Source organism: Nocardia miyunensis NBRC 108239 (genome assembly GCF_001613065.1).
Classification (GTDB): domain Bacteria; phylum Actinomycetota; class Actinomycetes; order Mycobacteriales; family Mycobacteriaceae; genus Nocardia; species Nocardia miyunensis.
The window spans coordinates 127,226-142,709 of record NZ_BDBQ01000044.1 but is presented as its reverse complement, the minus strand read 5'-3'; the positions used below and the strand labels follow the sequence as shown (position 1 = coordinate 142,709).

Annotated in this window: 14 protein-coding genes and 1 tRNA gene; 10 read left to right on the top strand and 5 right to left on the bottom strand. The window is 67.7% G+C overall.

What is annotated here, in order from left to right:
- The first annotated feature begins 48 nt into the window (after positions 1-48).
- The 4 genes from rsmI to NM2_RS19245 all read left to right on the top strand — a co-directional run bounded on the left by rsmI (position 49) and on the right by NM2_RS19245 (position 3,192).
- Positions 49-867, top strand: a complete 819-nt coding sequence (gene rsmI, locus NM2_RS19260; RefSeq protein ID WP_067670567.1) for a 16S rRNA (cytidine(1402)-2'-O)-methyltransferase — start codon at positions 49-51, stop codon at positions 865-867.
- Between the two features lie 303 nt (positions 868-1,170).
- Positions 1,171-2,385, top strand: a complete 1,215-nt coding sequence (locus tag NM2_RS19255) for a helix-turn-helix domain-containing protein (protein ID WP_067670495.1) — start codon at positions 1,171-1,173, stop codon at positions 2,383-2,385.
- 143 nt (positions 2,386-2,528) lie between these two features.
- A complete protein-coding gene (locus NM2_RS19250; protein WP_245718112.1) occupies positions 2,529-2,837 on the top strand; it encodes a hypothetical protein in 309 nt (102 codons plus the stop codon).
- 151 nt (positions 2,838-2,988) lie between these two features.
- Positions 2,989-3,192: a hypothetical protein gene (locus NM2_RS19245; RefSeq protein WP_067670491.1), complete on the top strand. Its 204-nt coding sequence runs from the start codon at positions 2,989-2,991 to the stop codon at positions 3,190-3,192.
- A 21-nt stretch (positions 3,193-3,213) separates the two neighbouring features.
- Here NM2_RS19245 and NM2_RS19240 read toward each other — a convergent pair whose 3' ends face one another.
- Positions 3,214-3,447, bottom strand: coding sequence for a hypothetical protein (locus tag NM2_RS19240; protein WP_067670489.1), 234 nt, complete (start codon positions 3,445-3,447; stop codon positions 3,214-3,216).
- Positions 3,448-3,580: 133 nt separating this feature from the next.
- Positions 3,581-5,140 (bottom strand): methionine--tRNA ligase, encoded by a 1,560-nt coding sequence (gene metG / locus NM2_RS19235; protein WP_067670487.1) that lies wholly within the window; start codon positions 5,138-5,140, stop codon positions 3,581-3,583.
- 114 nt (positions 5,141-5,254) lie between these two features.
- On the opposite strand from metG, the gene NM2_RS19230 reads away from it, so the two are divergent.
- Both NM2_RS19230 and NM2_RS19225 read left to right on the top strand, forming a co-directional pair.
- A complete protein-coding gene (locus NM2_RS19230) occupies positions 5,255-6,088 on the top strand; it encodes a TatD family hydrolase (protein ID WP_067670565.1) in 834 nt (277 codons plus the stop codon).
- A 204-nt stretch (positions 6,089-6,292) separates the two neighbouring features.
- The gene (locus NM2_RS19225; protein WP_067670485.1) at positions 6,293-7,435 is read left to right on the top strand and encodes a resuscitation-promoting factor; all 1,143 of its coding nucleotides are present in this window, start codon (positions 6,293-6,295) and stop codon (positions 7,433-7,435) included.
- Here NM2_RS19225 and NM2_RS19220 read toward each other — a convergent pair whose 3' ends face one another.
- Positions 7,436-8,203 carry an SDR family NAD(P)-dependent oxidoreductase gene (locus NM2_RS19220; protein ID WP_067670483.1) on the bottom strand — a complete coding sequence of 256 codons (768 nt, stop codon included), beginning with the start codon at positions 8,201-8,203 and terminating at the stop codon, positions 7,436-7,438.
- Between the two features lie 429 nt (positions 8,204-8,632).
- Here NM2_RS19220 and NM2_RS19215 point away from each other — a divergent pair, with 429 nt between their 5' ends.
- Positions 8,633-9,784: a lipase family protein gene (locus NM2_RS19215; RefSeq protein WP_067670480.1), complete on the top strand. Its 1,152-nt coding sequence runs from the start codon at positions 8,633-8,635 to the stop codon at positions 9,782-9,784.
- Positions 9,785-10,105: 321 nt separating this feature from the next.
- Positions 10,106-10,987, top strand: coding sequence for a 16S rRNA (adenine(1518)-N(6)/adenine(1519)-N(6))-dimethyltransferase RsmA (rsmA, locus tag NM2_RS19210; RefSeq protein WP_067670478.1), 882 nt, complete (start codon positions 10,106-10,108; stop codon positions 10,985-10,987).
- A gap of 312 nt (positions 10,988-11,299) precedes the next feature.
- On the opposite strand, the gene NM2_RS19205 is transcribed toward rsmA, so the two are convergent.
- Both NM2_RS19205 and NM2_RS19200 read right to left on the bottom strand, forming a co-directional pair.
- Complete coding sequence (locus NM2_RS19205) at positions 11,300-13,549, bottom strand: heavy metal translocating P-type ATPase (protein WP_067670476.1); 2,250 nt, start codon at positions 13,547-13,549, stop codon at positions 11,300-11,302.
- A 94-nt stretch (positions 13,550-13,643) separates the two neighbouring features.
- Entirely contained in the window at positions 13,644-13,850 is a 207-nt protein-coding gene (locus tag NM2_RS19200; RefSeq protein ID WP_067670474.1) for a heavy-metal-associated domain-containing protein, read from the bottom strand.
- A 169-nt stretch (positions 13,851-14,019) separates the two neighbouring features.
- On the opposite strand from NM2_RS19200, the gene NM2_RS19195 reads away from it, so the two are divergent.
- A complete protein-coding gene (locus tag NM2_RS19195) occupies positions 14,020-14,940 on the top strand; it encodes a 4-(cytidine 5'-diphospho)-2-C-methyl-D-erythritol kinase (protein WP_067670472.1) in 921 nt (306 codons plus the stop codon).
- A gap of 218 nt (positions 14,941-15,158) precedes the next feature.
- Positions 15,159-15,232 (top strand) — tRNA-Met (locus tag NM2_RS19190).
- The last annotated feature ends 252 nt before the right edge of the window (positions 15,233-15,484 follow it).

Below are 15,484 nucleotides of genomic sequence, written 5' to 3'. Positions count from 1 at the left end.
CGGGCCTATGGTGACGATGTGGATACCAGTGTGGGCACCGGGCGGTTGATGCTGGCGGCGACGCCGATGGGTGAGATCGGCGATGCCTCACAGCGTCTGCGGGACGCGCTCGCCTCGGCGGATGTCGTCGCCGCCGAGGACACCCGCCGGACCCGTGCCCTGGCCAAGGCGCTCGGCGTGGAGATCACCGGTCGCGTGGTCAGCTTCTACGACCACGTCGAGGCCGCCCGCATCCCGGTCCTGCTGGACGAGATCGCCGGGGGCCGAACGGTCCTGCTGGTCACCGACGCGGGCATGCCGTCGGTGAGCGATCCCGGCTATCGGATGGTCGCGGCCTGCGTCGAGCGGGATCTGCCGGTGACGTGCCTGCCCGGGCCGTCCGCGGTGACGACCGCACTGGCCCTGTCCGGGCTGCCGATGGAACGCTTCTGTTTCGACGGCTTCGCCCCCCGCAAGAGCGGTCAGCGCAAACAGTGGCTGAGCACCCTCGCCGCCGAGCCCCGCGCCGTGGTCTTCTTCGAGGCCCCGCACCGCCTGGCCGCCTGCCTCGCCGACGCCGTCGAAGTGCTCGGCCCGTCGCGCCGCGCCGCGGTCTGCCGCGAGCTGACCAAGACCTACGAGGAGGTCGTCCGCGGCTCCCTCGCCGAACTCGCCGACTGGGCCGTCGAGGGGGCGCGCGGCGAGATCACCGTCGTTCTCGAAGGCGCGCAACCGGTTTCGGCCGAACCCGCGGACCTCGTCGACCGAGTCGAATCCCTTGTCGCCAAAGGACTCCGCCTCAAGGACGCCTGCGCCGAGGTCGCCGCCGCCAATGGCACATCCCGGCGCGAACTCTACGACGCGGTACTCACCGCACGGTCCGACTGATATCGGCTTCGTGCGCGGTGGCCGGGGCGGACCATGGACACGATGAGCCCCCCAATCGCACCGTGCTGGTTTCGCGGGATGTGCGTCGGGCAAAGGAGTCTCGGCCCAGAATCACGAAGAATCCTGTCTCAGAACGGGTCTCGGCTGACACTTCGAATACGGGGCCCCGGACATCCTGAGCACGAGGCCGTGCGTAATTGCCTAGCGCGTAGTGAGATCGGACGTGTGTCGAGTGCGTTGTCGGCATGACGTAGCGCCTGGTACCGCCTTTACGCCCCATGAGCATGTCCGTAGCCTTGACTTATGAGCGAGAGTCGGCCGAACGACGTCGGTCGTAGGTTGCGAGAGATCCGGGCTTGGCGGGGGCTGAGCTTGGAGGCTGCCGCTGGACTTTCCGGAATCTCGTACGGCTACCTCGGCAAGCTCGAGCGTGGCGACAAATACGTGGACAGCCGGCGACTGCTCGAGGCTCTCGCTTCTGCACTGCGAGTGGCCCCGCAGGAGATAACCGGTCAGCCTTTCGCCCCGGCCGACCCGCTCTCCGGTGAGGCTCATGCGGCAATCGCCGGAGTCGAGACAGCATTGGAGACTTACGATCTCGGTGAGGACCCCGGTGGCGCCGTGCGGCCGTGGCCCGAGCTGGCCGCTGAGGTTTCCAACCTCAACATGGCGTTGCGGGAGAACGCCGACTATGCCGCGATGGGTTATGTGCTGCCGGGCCTTCTCAGCGAACTACACGCCTGCTATGTGCGTGAATCCCGGCGTCGTCACGATGCGCTGGTTGCGCTGATCCACGTTTACCGGGCTGCTGCATCGGTCTGCAAGAATCTCGGTGTCCGCGGGTTGCCGATGATGGCCGTACGGCAGGCACACGACTGTGCGCAGGTGCTGGATGAACCCGAATGGCTAGGGTACGCGGCATATCTGCGCGGCATCATGGGCGGACCAGGAGCCAGGCAGCGACAATACGAACTGGCTGTACGGGCCGCCGATCAGCTGGCCGGTGTCCCTGGGCCCAATGCGGTACAGGTCGCTGGCACACTGCATTTCATCGCGGCGCTGGCGTGCGCGGTCCAACGGGATGTACCACGCACCCACGATCACATCGCAGCAGCTGGCGAGCTGGCCCAGCGGCTCCCCGAGCGGCACGAAAATTTCGCCGGTCTGTACTTCGGGCCGGACAACGTAGGGCTGTGGCGGGTCTCGCTGGCCACAGAGCTGGGTGACGGGGCGAAGGTGGCCGAACTCGCCAATGATGTTCGCGCTGCGGCGATTCCGCTCCTGTCCTGGCAGGCAACTTTTCATGCCGACCTCGGCCGGGCATTGGCAACCGACCGCGAAACTCGTGGCCGAAGCGTTGAATCTCTAGTCACCGCAGAGCAACTCGCGCCGCAGTATGTGCGCAACAATCCGTTGGTTCGCGAGACCGTGACCGGTCTACTGCCTACGGCCGCCCACGATCACACCGGCCGTGAACTGCGCGGGCTGGCGCATCGCATGGGTTTGGCGCCACGGTAACCACCGACCGAATCTCCTGTCCCAGCGGGACAGGCGGCTCGCCATCACTCCCTTAGCGTCTGTGTCGGCCCTGCCGCCGTGCGGATCTCGCAATCATCATCCCGGTCGGTAGGTGTCATCCAGCGACGGGGAGGCAGGGGACGGTGAGGCAGACACCTATGGCGCTCGGTGTGGTCGACCAGGACAGTGAGGCATACGAGTGGGAGCGGGCCCAGGTTCGGCGTTTGGCGCGGCATCTGGGATATGCGGTGGTCTGGGCGTCGGGGAATTCGGTGTTACCGCTGGTTGATCAGGTGCGCCAAGCTGACGTCGATATCGTCATCGCCTCGGTTTCGGACCACCTCGACGTGCTCACGCTGAACTCCGTTATGGGCGTGGTCGGAGTCGAAACAGTCTGTCCGCGTTTATCTTTCAGCCGATGGGCGGATGTGCAACCTGGGTGGTCCGGATGAGCTGGGCCGCCCTGGGCTGGCTGACCGCGGTCGGTCTGCCACTGGCCGTGCTCATCTGGGCTTGCCGACCGCACAAATGACGTCGCCGGACCCCGGCAAGCGAACTTGAAATCTAGCGGACCCGACAGCGCAAGCTATCGTACTGAACCCGATGAGCTGCTGGACTCTGATCAACGGCCTGCGGGGATACTCCGACAATCATGCGGACATTCCGTCCGACTACCTGCTGCATTCGAGTGCGCAGATTCAACGCGGTGTGACATATCACCTGCGAAGTCGCTGTGACTTCAAGGTTCTCACCGATACCGGCCCAACGCCTTCGAACGTCGAGACTGCCATCGACTTCAGCGCCTGAGTGAGAATCACGTCGGTAGCTTCAAAGCCACGTGACCTGAATTGCTCTCAGGTTATGCGAGTCCTGTTCGGCAACTTCGTATTCCACTTCGACCGAATCGCCGACCGCGACGTTGCCGAAATTTCGGTCACCCAGGGAGTCGAGGCCGAACCAGACGTGATCGCCTGCCGTTGTCTCGATAACCCCCGTTGCCCGCTTGTCGTTCCAACGCCAAACTGTCCCCTTGGCTTTGAGTACCCCACGGTCGTCCTCCATGAATGAAGGCTACATGGAGGTGTGATCCTGCAGGCTCGCGCGGCGTTGTGCTCGTTCACGCCGGGCGGGTTCTTCGGTCTCGATCCTGGGGAGCAACGGGTACGGGTCGGCGGACGCAGTCCCGACGTGAAACTCAGTCTTTCGGCTCCACGTACTTCGGGAAGACCGGTTCCGGGGCGGGCAGGGGCAGGCCCGGCTCGATCGGGGTGGCGATATCGGCGAAGTTGCGGCCGGTCTGGGCGAGCAGGTCCAGGATCTTGCCCGCCGAACCCGGGATGACCGGCTGGACCAGGATCGAGACGATGCGCAGCACCTCGAGGGTGACGTACAGGACCGTCGCCTCGCGGGCCAGATCCTCGGGGGTGCCCGATTTGGCCAGGGCCCAGGGCTGCTGGGCGGAGAAGTAGCGGTTCGTCTCGCCCAGGGTCAGCCAGATCGCCTCGAGCGCGAGATGTATCTGCTGCTGGTCGAATTCGGCGCGGCAGCGCTCGAGCAGGCCGTTCGCGCGGTCGAGCAGTTCGCGATCGTCGGCGGTGAATTCACCGGGTGTCGGCACCACCGAATTGCAGTCGCGGGCAACCATTTTCAGGCTGCGCTGGGCGAGGTTGCCGTATTCGTTGGCCAGATCGGAATTGATCCGGCCGACGATCGCCTCGTGGCTGTAGGACCCGTCCTGCCCGTAGGAGATCTCGCGCAGCAGGAAGAAGCGCACCGCGTCCAGTCCGTAGCTCTCGACCAAGGCCAGCGGGTCGACCACATTGCCGACCGACTTGGACATCTTCTCGCCCTTGTTGTACAGGAACCCGTGCACGAAAACGCGTTTCGGCAGTTCGATCCCGGCGGACAGCAGGAACGCGGGCCAGTACACCGTGTGGAACCGGGTGATGTCCTTGCCGATGATGTGCACGTCGGCGGGCCAGAACCGTTGGAACGCAGCGGAATCGGTGTTCGGGAACCCGGCGCCGGTGAGGTAGTTGGTGAGCGCGTCCACCCACACGTACATCACGTGCGCCGGATCGCCCGGCACCGGAACGCCCCAGTCGAACGTGGTGCGGGAGATGGACAGATCCTTCAGCCCGGCCTTGACGTAGCTGACGATCTCGTTGCGCCGCGTCGCGGGCGCGATGAATTCCGGCCGCGTCTCGTACAGGTCGAGCAGCTGGTCCTGGTAGTTGGACAGCCGGAAGAAGTAGTTCGACTCCTCGGTCCACTCCACCGGGGTGCGGGTGTCGGTCGAGACCCTCGTGCCGTCCTCGAGGACCGTGGTCTCCTCGTCGGTGTAGAACGCCTCGTCGCGCACGGAGTACCAGCCCGCGTAGGTGTCCAGGTAGATGTCGCCACGGGCCTGCATCCGCTCCCAGATCGCGACGGACGCGGCGTGGTGGTCCTCGTCGGTGGTGCGGATGAACCGGTCGAAGGAGATGTCCAGCGCCTTGTCCATGCGCTCGAACACGTCCGAGTTGCGCGAGGCGTACTCCTGCACCGGCACGTCCGCCGCGCGCGCGGCCTGCTGCACCTTCTGGCCGTGCTCGTCGGTGCCGGTCATGAAGAACACCTCGTACCCGTCGAGGCGCTTGAACCGGGCCAGGGCATCGGTGGAGATGTACTCGTAGGCGTGCCCGATGTGCGGCGCGCCGTTCGGGTAGGCGATGGCCGTGGTGATGTAGAAGGCGGGGCGTGAGGATGCGCTCATGGTGGCTCTACTCTAATGCGCGTGCCCTGCACCGCTCGCGCGAATATCCCCTCGTGCGCCGGTGGTGCCCGTGCGGAGGTCACTATGCGGCCCCGAAACGACCCCGAGGTCCTGATGCCAGGTAAACGCCCCGCTCCCGAACCGCCGGAGCCGCTGTCCCCGTTGATGGATGCGCATACCCACCTCGACGCCTGCGGCGCGACCGATGCGGAATCGGTTGCCGCCATGGTGGATCGGGCCGCCGCGGTCGGCGTCGGACGGGTCGTCACCATCGCCGACGATCTCGACGCGGCCGGATTCGCGGTGCGTGCCGCGCACTGGGATCCGCGCGTGTACGCCGCGGTCGCCCTGCACCCCACCCGCGCGAACGCACTGGACGAGGCGGCCATGCGGGAACTCGAGACGCTGGCGAAGGACCCTCGGGTGGTCGCGGTCGGGGAGACCGGACTGGACTACTACTGGCCCGGCAAGCTCGACGGCTGCGCCGGGATCGAGGAGCAGGTCGAGGGTTTCCGCTGGCATATCGACCTGGCCAAGCGGCTCGGCAAACCGCTCATGATCCACAATCGCGAGGCCGATCACGACCTGCTCGCGGTGCTGCTGGACGAGGGCGCGCCCGAGACGGTGATCTTCCACTGCTTCTCCTCGGACGCGAATATGGCCCTGGCCTGCGTGGAGGAGGGGTATGTGCTGTCCTTCTCCGGCACGGTCAGCTTCAAGAACGCACACGATCTGCGCGAGGCCGCCAAGCTCGTGCCCGATGAGCAGATCCTGGTCGAGACCGATGCCCCGTTCCTGACCCCGCACCCGTTCCGTGGCGCTCCGAACGAGCCGTACTGCCTGCCCTACACCGTGCGCTCACTCGCGGAGACGCGTGGACAGGATCCGGTCGAACTCGCCCGGCAGACCAGCGCCAACGCCGAACGCGTCTACCGCATCGGGCACTGACCGGTACAGCACGATCAGTGGGATGTGTCACACCGACACGCCTCGAGATGCGTGATTGTGTCCCTTGTCACTACTATTGCGACACCTGTTACACCCCCGCGTTGTCGATATTGCTTCGTGATCTGGAAGTCGCCTGTTCCGCCACTTGTGGTTGTCGGGCCTTGACCTGCTCGTTATCGTATTGTGACCATGCCGGAGTTTCGGATGTCCGCATTAGCGCGGATCAACTCGTCACGATCGCCGATGCTCTACACGGCGATCGCGGCGCTGCTGATGACGTTGATCCTGGGTGCGGCTCTGGCCATCATCGACAAGAAGTCGATCACCCTCGTCGTCGACGGCCACGCGACCACGTTGACGACCATGGCGGGCAGCGTTCGCGGTGTGCTGAAATCCGCCGGCTACCGGATCGACGGCCACGATGCGGTGATCCCGTCCGCCGGTTCCACGGTCGCGAACGGGGCAACCATCACCTTCGATCGCGGACGTCAGGTGGCCATGGTCGTCGACGGCACGCCGCAGACGGTGTGGACCACCGGCAATACGGTGTCCGCGGCGTTGTCCCAGCTGAAGATTCCCGATGACGTATTCGTCTCCCCGTCCCGCCCGACGTCGCTGCCGCTGACCGGCGGGACGCTCTCGGTCACCAGCCCGCACACCGTGCTGCTGGGCGACAACGGCCGCAGGGCGAAGTACGTTCGCCTCGCCGCGCCGACGGTCGGTCAGTTGCTGAAGGTGCAGGGGATGCCGCTGATCGATCAGGATTCGGTGCAACCGGACGCGAGCACTCCGCTGACCGACGGGATGAGCATCACCGTCACCCGCAAGCGGACCGTGAACCGGGTGGAACGCGTGCCGCTGCCGCCGACGGAGAAGGACGTCCAGGATGTGACCATGAACATGGACCGCAGCACCGTCGAGAATCCCGGCAAGGCCGGTGTCCAGGACGTGACGTACGCGGTGTCCATCGTGAACGGCATCGTCACGGGGAAGAGTCAGGTCTCCAGCACGGTGGTCGTCCCGTCGCAGCCCAAGACCATCCGCAAGGGCGCCAAGCCCGGCACCGAGGTTCCGCCGGTCCGCAACGGCGCCATCTGGGACGCGCTGGCCAAATGCGAATCCGGTGGTAACTGGGCGATCAACACCGGCAACGGCTACTTCGGCGGTGTCCAGTTCGACCAGAACACCTGGGCGCGCCAGGGCGGCCTCAAATACGCCCCCCGCCCCGACCTGGCGACCCGCAACGAGCAGATCGCCATCGCCGAGAAGACCCGCGCTCGCCAGGGCTGGGGAGCCTGGCCGACCTGCACCAGCAGGCTCGGCATCGGGGCGGGCGGGGCCGGGTAGTCACATCAGCGCTCCGCCGTCCACGCGGATCTCGCTGCCGGTGATGTAGCGGCCCTCTTCGGAGGCGACCATCGCGACGACGCCCGCGATGTCCTTCGGGTCGCCGAGAGCGCCATTGTTGAGCCAGCCGGTGAGGCGGGCCATCAGTTTCCAATCGGCGTCGGCGGGGAGTTGCAGGCCCGAGGTGATGCCGGTGTTGATGCCGCCGGGGACGATGTTGACCGCGCGCAGACCGTGTTTGACGTATTCGAGGGCCAGCGAGTGGGTCAGCGCGTTCACCCCGCCCTTGGAGGCGGAATAGGCGGCCATGTACGGATTCGAGCCGAAGGCCGCGGTGGAGGAGAAGTTCACGATCACCGGGTGGTCGGACTCGATCAGGCGCGGCAGCACCGCCTGGCACATCAGGAAGGTGCCGGTGAGGTTCACGCCGATGACCTGATTCCACTCCTCGAACGGCATTTCGTGAGTGTGCGCGCTGCGCATGATGCCCGCGGCGTTCACCAGCACGTCGATCCCGCCGAGGGTGTCCAGGGCCGATGCGCAGCCCGCGCGGACCGATCCGGGATCGGCGACGTCGATGCGGACGGTGTGCAGCCGATCGCGATCGGCGTCCGCCGCGGCCTCGGCGGTCTCCTTCAGGCCGGTCTCGACGATATCGGCGGCCACCAGCTCGGCCCCCTCGGCGAGCAGTCGCAGCGCGACGCCCCGCCCGATGCCCGAACCCGCGCCCGTGACGAGAATCCGGCGTCCCTCATGTCTGCGCTGCATTGCGTGCCAACCTCTCGACTGCTTCGATGCGATCAGTCAAAAACTAGAACGCGTATCAGAATGTGGCAATATCTGCCGCTGTTTCGCTCCGGCGTGTTCGCGACTCCTCGCTCGAAGGCTCATTCCGTGCGGGGCTGGGCGAGAACGCAACTCACGTGGTTGACGGCCTCGTTTCGCTCAGTCGCGAACTTCCCACCCGAGGGCTCGGTGCGCGGTGAGGAAATGCGCATCTCGCGTGATTGTGGTGGACGGCTTTCGTTCGCTCGGTCGAGGCGGGCGTGCTTCGTGCGTCGATCGTGTCGCGATGGGGATGTTTCCGCGACTGTCGTGTCGAATGGGCTCGGGATGCGGTCGAGACTTCACAATGGGCTCTCGAGAGCGATCGATACGATCGCCCGGACTTTGTCCGGGAGACGATGAGGGGTTCGGATGCGGTGGCGGGGTGGCTGGGCGCGGATGGTCGTCGCGGGTGCGGTCGCGGTGAGCGCGGTGTGGACGGTGGCCGCGCCCGCGGACGCCGCCGTGCCGGGGAACGTGATCGACGTCGTCCCGCAGGCCGCGAGCTGGCGCGGGGTTCCGGGCGGTTCGATCGTCGACTACTGGATGACCGGATCGGACGGCGCGCCGCGACGAGCCAGTGGCGCACTGTTCGTTCCGTCCGGTCGGGCGCCGGTCGGCGGGTGGCCGATCATGGCCTACGACCACGGCACCTCCGGGCTGGGTGCGGGCTGCGGTGGCCAGACCACCGCGCCGGGCCAGCGGGTGGACAACCAGATCGTGAAGTACTTCCTGGCAAAGGGATTCGCGGTTGTCGCACCGGATTACCTGGGGCTCGGGCGGTTTCACACCGGACCGCACCCGTATCTCGAGCTGAACACCGAGGCGACCGCAACCATCGACCTGGTTCGCGCGGCCCGCGCGACGCATCCGGCGCTGTCCCGCACCTGGGCCGTCATCGGCGGATCGCAGGGCGGGCAGGCGGCATTGGGCACCGCGCATCTACAGCACGGCTATGCGCCCGATCTGGATTTTCGCGGCACCATCACCGTCGATCCGGAATCCGATCTCGAGGCGCTGCTGCCCGCGGCCGGTCCGTGGGTTCCGGACATCCGCGGGCTGACCGACACCGCCACGACCGCGTTCATCGCCATGATCCTGACCGGGCTGCGGGAGACGCATCCGCGGGTCGACGTCGACAGCTATCTGACCCCGCGCGGCCGCGACCTCGTCGACGGCATCGGGGATCTGTGCCTGGGCGCGATCATGCGCCGCGCCGCCGGTGCGACGGTCGGCGACCTGCTCTCCCGGCAACTGACGACCGATACCTTCTCCACCGCCCTCACCTCCTACATGGCCGTCCCCACCAGCGGCTACGACGCCCCGATCCTCCTGCTCACCAACGCCGCCGACACCACGGTCCCCTCCCCGCTGCACGCCGCCCTCATCGCCCAGTTCGTCGCCGCCGACGTCGACTTCCACACGGTCGTCGGCCACGGCAGCCACTGCGAACTGAGTCCTCAGATGTGGTCCGCCATAAGCGATTTCGCCGCCCGTATCAAGTCCACACCCACCCGGCCGTAACCGATTCGCGGGTAGTTCGGTCGGCTGGCGAGACCTCGCCTGCGGCGCGAGTTCGAGCGATGGGCACGGTTCGCGGTACGAGTATGTGGCCGTTGCCCGTGCCGTTCGCCCGCCGCCGCCTCAGCCACTGATGGCCTGTACGGGTCGGGCGGCGATCATCCGCGGTCGATGCCTGTGCGCGGCGGATGTGGGTCGGTCGGCGGATGTGGCGTGATCGGTGGTTCGGCTGTTCGCGGCCGGTCGACGCCCGGGCAGGTCTGGACCCGTATGCGGTGGGCCGGGTGCGGGGAGTGCGGGTGCTGGGTTGGTAGGTTGTCGGGCGTGTCCGAATCAGAGGTCGTCGCCCGTGGTCAGGCCGCATTGCTGGGTCCGGCCGAGGTGCGGGTGCTGGCGGAGCGGTTCGGGGTGCGGCCGACCAAACAGCTCGGGCAGAACTTCGTGCACGATGCGAATACCGTGCGGCGGATCGTCGCGGCCGCGGGGGTAGGGCGCGAGGACGTGGTGCTCGAGGTCGGGCCGGGGCTGGGTTCGCTGACGTTGGCGCTGCTGGACGTGGTGGACCGGGTGGTCGCGGTGGAGATCGATCCGGTTCTGGCGCAACATCTTCCGCGGACCATCGCCGATCGGGCGCCGGAACTGGCCGATCGGCTCTCGGTGGTGCGAGCCGATGCGTTGCGGGTGAGCGCACAGGATCTGCCCGCGCGGCCGACCGCGCTGGTCGCGAATCTGCCGTACAACGTCGCGGTGCCCGTACTGCTGCATCTGCTGGCCGAATTGCCCGGTATCACAACGGCTCTGGTGATGGTTCAGGCCGAGGTCGCCGACCGCCTCGCGGCCGAACCGGGTTCCCGGACCTACGGCGTGCCGAGCGTGAAAGCCGGTTTCTTCGGCGCCGTCCGCCGGGCGGGATCGGTTGGGCGGCAAGTGTTCTGGCCGGTTCCGCAGGTCGAGTCCGGACTGGTCCGGATCGATCGTTTCGCACAACCGCCGTGGCCTCTCGACACGGCACACCGCACCCGGGTCTTCGAGGTGGTCGACGCCGCGTTCGCCCAGCGCCGCAAGACATTACGCGCCGCACTCGGCTCTTGGGCGGGCTCGCCCGCCGAGGCCGAGAAGCGCCTGATCGCCGCGGGCATCGCCCCCACCGCCCGAGGCGAAACCCTCGACACCGCTGCCTTCGTCCGGCTTGCCGATCAGGGCTGACGGTTCGGCGCCAGATCGCTCGCCGAGGCCGGGCAGTATCTGATTGCTGGGGTACCCCCTGCCGCCTCGCGGTGGGACTTTCGATGCCGCTGCCCTCGTCCTCCCGCAGACCAGAGCTGACAGCTCGGCCGATTCACGCCGGCTCAGCTACCGGCAGAGGCTGCGTCGACCATGCCGCACGCGTGTGAAGCCGGACGCCGCAACGCACGTATGAGCCTGGCCGAAGTCGCGACATCCGTCATGTCGGCAGTGGAATGTGCTGGCGCCACGCAGGTTTCGCCGAATGGCTGATGCGAACGTGAGGACGTCGGGTCAGCGGAACGAGCGCAGTCGCAGGCTGTTGCTGACGACGAAGACGCTGGACAACGCCATGGCCGCGCCCGCGAGCATCGGATTGAGCAGCCCGGCGGCGGCCAGGGGGATGGCGGCGACGTTGTAGCCGAAGGCCCAGAACAGGTTCCCCTTGATGGTGCGCAGGGTGGTGCGGGACAGGCGGATCGCGGTGCCGACGGTGCGCAGGTCGCCGCGTACCAGGGTGATGTCGCCCGCCTCGATCGCGACGTCGGTGCCGGTGCCCATGGCCAGGCCCAGATCGGCCTGGGCCAGGGCGGCCGCGTCGTTGACGCCGTCGCCGACCATCGCCACCACCTTGCCGCTGTCCTGTAGCCGCTTCACCACATCCAGTTTGTCGCTGGGCAGGACCTCGGCGATGACCTCCTCGATGCCCACCCGATCGGCGACCGTTCGCGCGGCGGCGGCATTGTCGCCGGTCAGCAGGACCGGAGTCAGGCCGAGGGCGCGCATATCGGCGACGGCGTCGGCGCTGGCCGGTTTGATCGCGTCGGCGATCACCAGCACGCCGCGGGCCACGCCGTCCCAGGCGACCACGATCGCGGTGCGCCCGGCCGACTCGGCCGCGGTCTTGGCGTCGGCGAGCGGCTCGGGCAGGGTGATCGACCAGTCGTCCAGCAGTTCGGTGCGGCCGATCACCACCGCCCGCTCACCGACCACGCCCTGCACACCCTTACCGCCGTGACCGACGAACTGCCGCACCGGATCCGGGCTCAGCCCACGGCCGGCGGCGCCGGTCACGACCGCCCGCGCCACGGGATGTTCGGAGCCGTGCTCGACCGAGGCGGCCACCGTGAGCAGCTCGCCGGGATCGACTTCCTCGGCCGGGATCACCTCGGCGAGCGTCATCGTCCCGGTGGTGACGGTGCCGGTCTTGTCCAGCACCACGGTGTCGATCCGCCGGGTCGACTCCAGCACCTGCGGCCCCTTGATCAGCACGCCCAACTGCGCGCCCCGGCCCGTGCCGACCAGCAGCGCGGTGGGCGTGGCCAGTCCGAGTGCGCAGGGGCACGCGATGATCAGCACCGCGACCGCGGCCCCGAATGCCACGGCCACCGATGCGCCGGTGACCAGCCAGACGACCAGCGTGGCCGCGGCGATCACGAGCACGATCGGCACGAAGATCCCGGCGACGCGATCGGCGAGCCGCTGCACGGGAGCCTTACCGGTCTGTGCCTGTTCGACCAGCGCGGCCATCTGCGCCAGCTGGGTGTCCGCGCCGACGCGGGTCGCGCGCACGGTCAGCATGCCGCCCGCGTTCACCGTCGCACCGACCACCCGATCGCCCGGGGCGACCTCCACCGGCACCGACTCACCGGTGAGCATGCTCATATCGATGGCCGAATTGCCTTCCACCACAACGCCGTCGGTGGCGACCTTCTCGCCGGGCCGGACCAGGAACACCTCGCCCGAACGCAGTTCGCTCACCGGGATACGGATTTCGGAACCGGATCCGCCCGCCTCGGCCCGGCGCAGGACGGACACCTCCTTGGCGCCCATCTCCAGCAGCGCCCGCAGCGCGGATCCGGCGCGCTCCTTGGCGCGCGTCTCGAAATACCTTCCGGCCAAGAGGAATACGATGACCCCGGCGGCCACCTCGAAGTAGATGTTCGAGCCCGCGTCACCGCGCTCGACCGCGAGGCTGAAACCGTGCCGCATTCCGGGCATTCCGGCCACGCCGAAGAACAGCGCGTAGACCGACCAGCCGAAGGCGGCCAGGGTGCCCAGGGAGATCAGCGTATCCATGGTGGCCGCGCCGTGCCGGGCGTTCGTCCATGCCGCGCGGTGGAATCCCGCGCCGCCCCAGAACACCACCGGCACGGCCAGAGCCAGCGAGAGCCACTGCCAGTTGCGGAACTGCCACGCCGGAACCATCGCCAGCGCGATGATCGGAATCGCCAGTGCGATGGTGAGCAGCAGCCGGTTGCGCAGCTCCGCGGCGGGGGAGAGCGGCGAATCCTCTTGTGGCGCGGCGCTATCGACCGGCGCGTGCACCTGGGCGGTATACCCGGTGTCCACCACCCGCTCGATGAGCTGCGCCGGACTCACCGAGTCCGGGAAACTGACCGTCGCCTTCTCGGTGGCGTAGTTCACCGAGGCGGTGACGCCCTCGATCCGGTTGAGCTTCTTCTCGATCCGGGCCGCGCAGGAGGCACACGTCATCCCGCCGATCTCCAGTTCGATCGACCGCTCGGACACCGGTGCGGTCATCGCCGTCCCTCGCTCATGGTCGCGCTCTCCTTCGTGATGGTTCTCTCACCGCGTGCTGCGTCACTCATCGCATCGCACGCGGCGGATCGTACGGTCAGCTCGCGAGCTGGTATCCGGCCTCGTCGACGGCGGCGGCCACGGCGGCCTGGTCGACCGGATTCGCCGACTCCACCTGGACCCGTCCGCTGGCGAGATCCACCTCGACACCGGTGACGCCGTCGATCAGGCCGATCTCCTTCCGCACGGATGCCACGCAGTGGCCACAGGTCATCCCGGTGACGGTGTAGGTGCTGCTCGCCATGATCTCGACTCCTTCGGAATTATACGGTGAGGGGGTATCCCCGGACGTCCCCGAAGGTACCCCCTACGGGTATTGCGTGCAAGTGGTTCGGGCCGTGTGACCGGCGCGTCGGCGCGTTGGCGACCGCTGTGACCGCACATGTCGGTCTCGCCCATTACGCTTGGGGCTCGTGCTTTCTGTTGTACCCAGTCCCGTGGTCGTGCGGGCGCCCTCGAAGGTGAACCTGCACCTCGGGGTGGGTGACCTGCGTGCCGACGGGTATCACGAACTGACGACCGTCTTCCAGGCGCTGTCGCTGAGTGACGATATCGAGATCACCCCGGCCGCGTCGCTGTCGGTGCGGGTGAGCGGAGAGGGCGCCGAGCAGGTGCCGACCGACCGGATGAATCTGGTGTGGCAGGCCGCGGTGCGACTGGCCCATCGTGCCGGGCGTGCGCCGCTGGTGGAGATCGCGATCCGCAAGGGCATTCCGGTGGCGGGCGGTATGGCGGGCGGCAGCGCCGACGCGGCCGCGGCGCTGGTCGGATTGAACGAGCTCTGGGACGTCGGCCTCACCCGGGACGAATTGGCGACGCTGGCCGCCGAACTGGGCAGCGACGTCCCGTTCGCGCTGTACGGCGGCACCGCGCTGGGCCGCGGACGCGGGGAGAAGCTGCTTCCGGTGTTGTCGCGCAGCACATTTCACTGGGTGCTGGCACTGTCGCGCGACGGCCTGTCCACGCCGACGGTGTTCCGCGAGCTGGATCGCCTGCGCGAACAGGGCGATCCGCCCCGCCTGGCCGAACCGCAGGAGTTGCTCCAGGCCCTGGCCTCCGGCGATCCGGCTCAGCTGGCCCCGCTGCTCGGCAACGATCTGCAGGCTCCCGCCCTGTCCCTGAAACCGGATCTGCGCCGCACCCTGCGCGCGGGCACCGGCGCGGGAGCCCTGGCCGGGCTGGTCTCCGGCTCGGGCCCCACCTGCGCCTTCCTGTGCGAGAGCGAGGAGGCCGCCATCGAGGTGGCCGCCGAACTCTCCGGAGCCGGAGTCTGCCGCAGCGTGCGCACCGCCAGCGGGCCGGTTCCCGGTGCCCGCGTCATCGGCGAGCACTGAGCGCCGTCGCCGAGGCGTGCGTTCGCCCTTGCCCAGCGTGTGCGCGGTGCGCGGAGTCGGTTGCGGTGTCGTCCCGGACAGATATTCGGCCGTGAGCGGGTGTGGTGACTTCCGGTTCGGCGACTGTTCCCGGGAGGTCGGCGGAATGAACCGAGAAAGTGCTGGTCCAGGCGCGATTCGGCATTCCGGGGCAGGCTCGTGTAGGGTTTGAGATACGACGCGGGATGGAGCAGCTCGGTAGCTCGCTGGGCTCATAACCCAGAGGTCGCAGGTTCAAATCCTGTTCCCGCTACTAGCGAAAGTGGCTCGGAGGCAATGCTTCCGGGCCACTTTCGTATTTCCTGTTCCCGCGGACCCTCCCCGGCGTCCCACCCGCCGAACCACATCGGTCCGGCGGGTCCGCTCCGGGGGGAGATCCGGGGCGTGAGCGGCGGCGTGAGATCATGAGGAGCTTGCCGAGCGCCCCGGGGACGGGCTGCCACCGCGGCAGGCGATTCGATATCGATGACACGCCACTCACACTGTTTGGCCTGAATACGGAGAG

What these genes read in the sequence shown, in the direction of transcription:
- rsmI (WP_067670567.1), top strand. Translation starts at nt 49, where the DNA reads ATGCTGGCGGCGACGCCGATGGGTGAGATCGGCGATGCCTCACAGCGT.
- NM2_RS19255 (WP_067670495.1), top strand. Translation starts at nt 1,171, where the DNA reads ATGAGCGAGAGTCGGCCGAACGACGTCGGTCGTAGGTTGCGAGAGATC.
- NM2_RS19245 (WP_067670491.1), top strand. Translation starts at nt 2,989, where the DNA reads ATGAGCTGCTGGACTCTGATCAACGGCCTGCGGGGATACTCCGACAAT.
- NM2_RS19240 (WP_067670489.1), bottom strand. Translation starts at nt 3,447, where the DNA reads ATGGAGGACGACCGTGGGGTACTCAAAGCCAAGGGGACAGTTTGGCGT.
- metG (WP_067670487.1), bottom strand. Translation starts at nt 5,140, where the DNA reads ATGAGCGCATCCTCACGCCCCGCCTTCTACATCACCACGGCCATCGCC.
- NM2_RS19230 (WP_067670565.1), top strand. Translation starts at nt 5,255, where the DNA reads ATGCCAGGTAAACGCCCCGCTCCCGAACCGCCGGAGCCGCTGTCCCCG.
- NM2_RS19225 (WP_067670485.1), top strand. Translation starts at nt 6,293, where the DNA reads ATGTCCGCATTAGCGCGGATCAACTCGTCACGATCGCCGATGCTCTAC.
- NM2_RS19220 (WP_067670483.1), bottom strand. Translation starts at nt 8,203, where the DNA reads ATGCAGCGCAGACATGAGGGACGCCGGATTCTCGTCACGGGCGCGGGT.
- NM2_RS19215 (WP_067670480.1), top strand. Translation starts at nt 8,633, where the DNA reads ATGCGGTGGCGGGGTGGCTGGGCGCGGATGGTCGTCGCGGGTGCGGTC.
- NM2_RS19205 (WP_067670476.1), bottom strand. Translation starts at nt 13,549, where the DNA reads ATGACCGCACCGGTGTCCGAGCGGTCGATCGAACTGGAGATCGGCGGG.
- NM2_RS19200 (WP_067670474.1), bottom strand. Translation starts at nt 13,850, where the DNA reads ATGGCGAGCAGCACCTACACCGTCACCGGGATGACCTGTGGCCACTGC.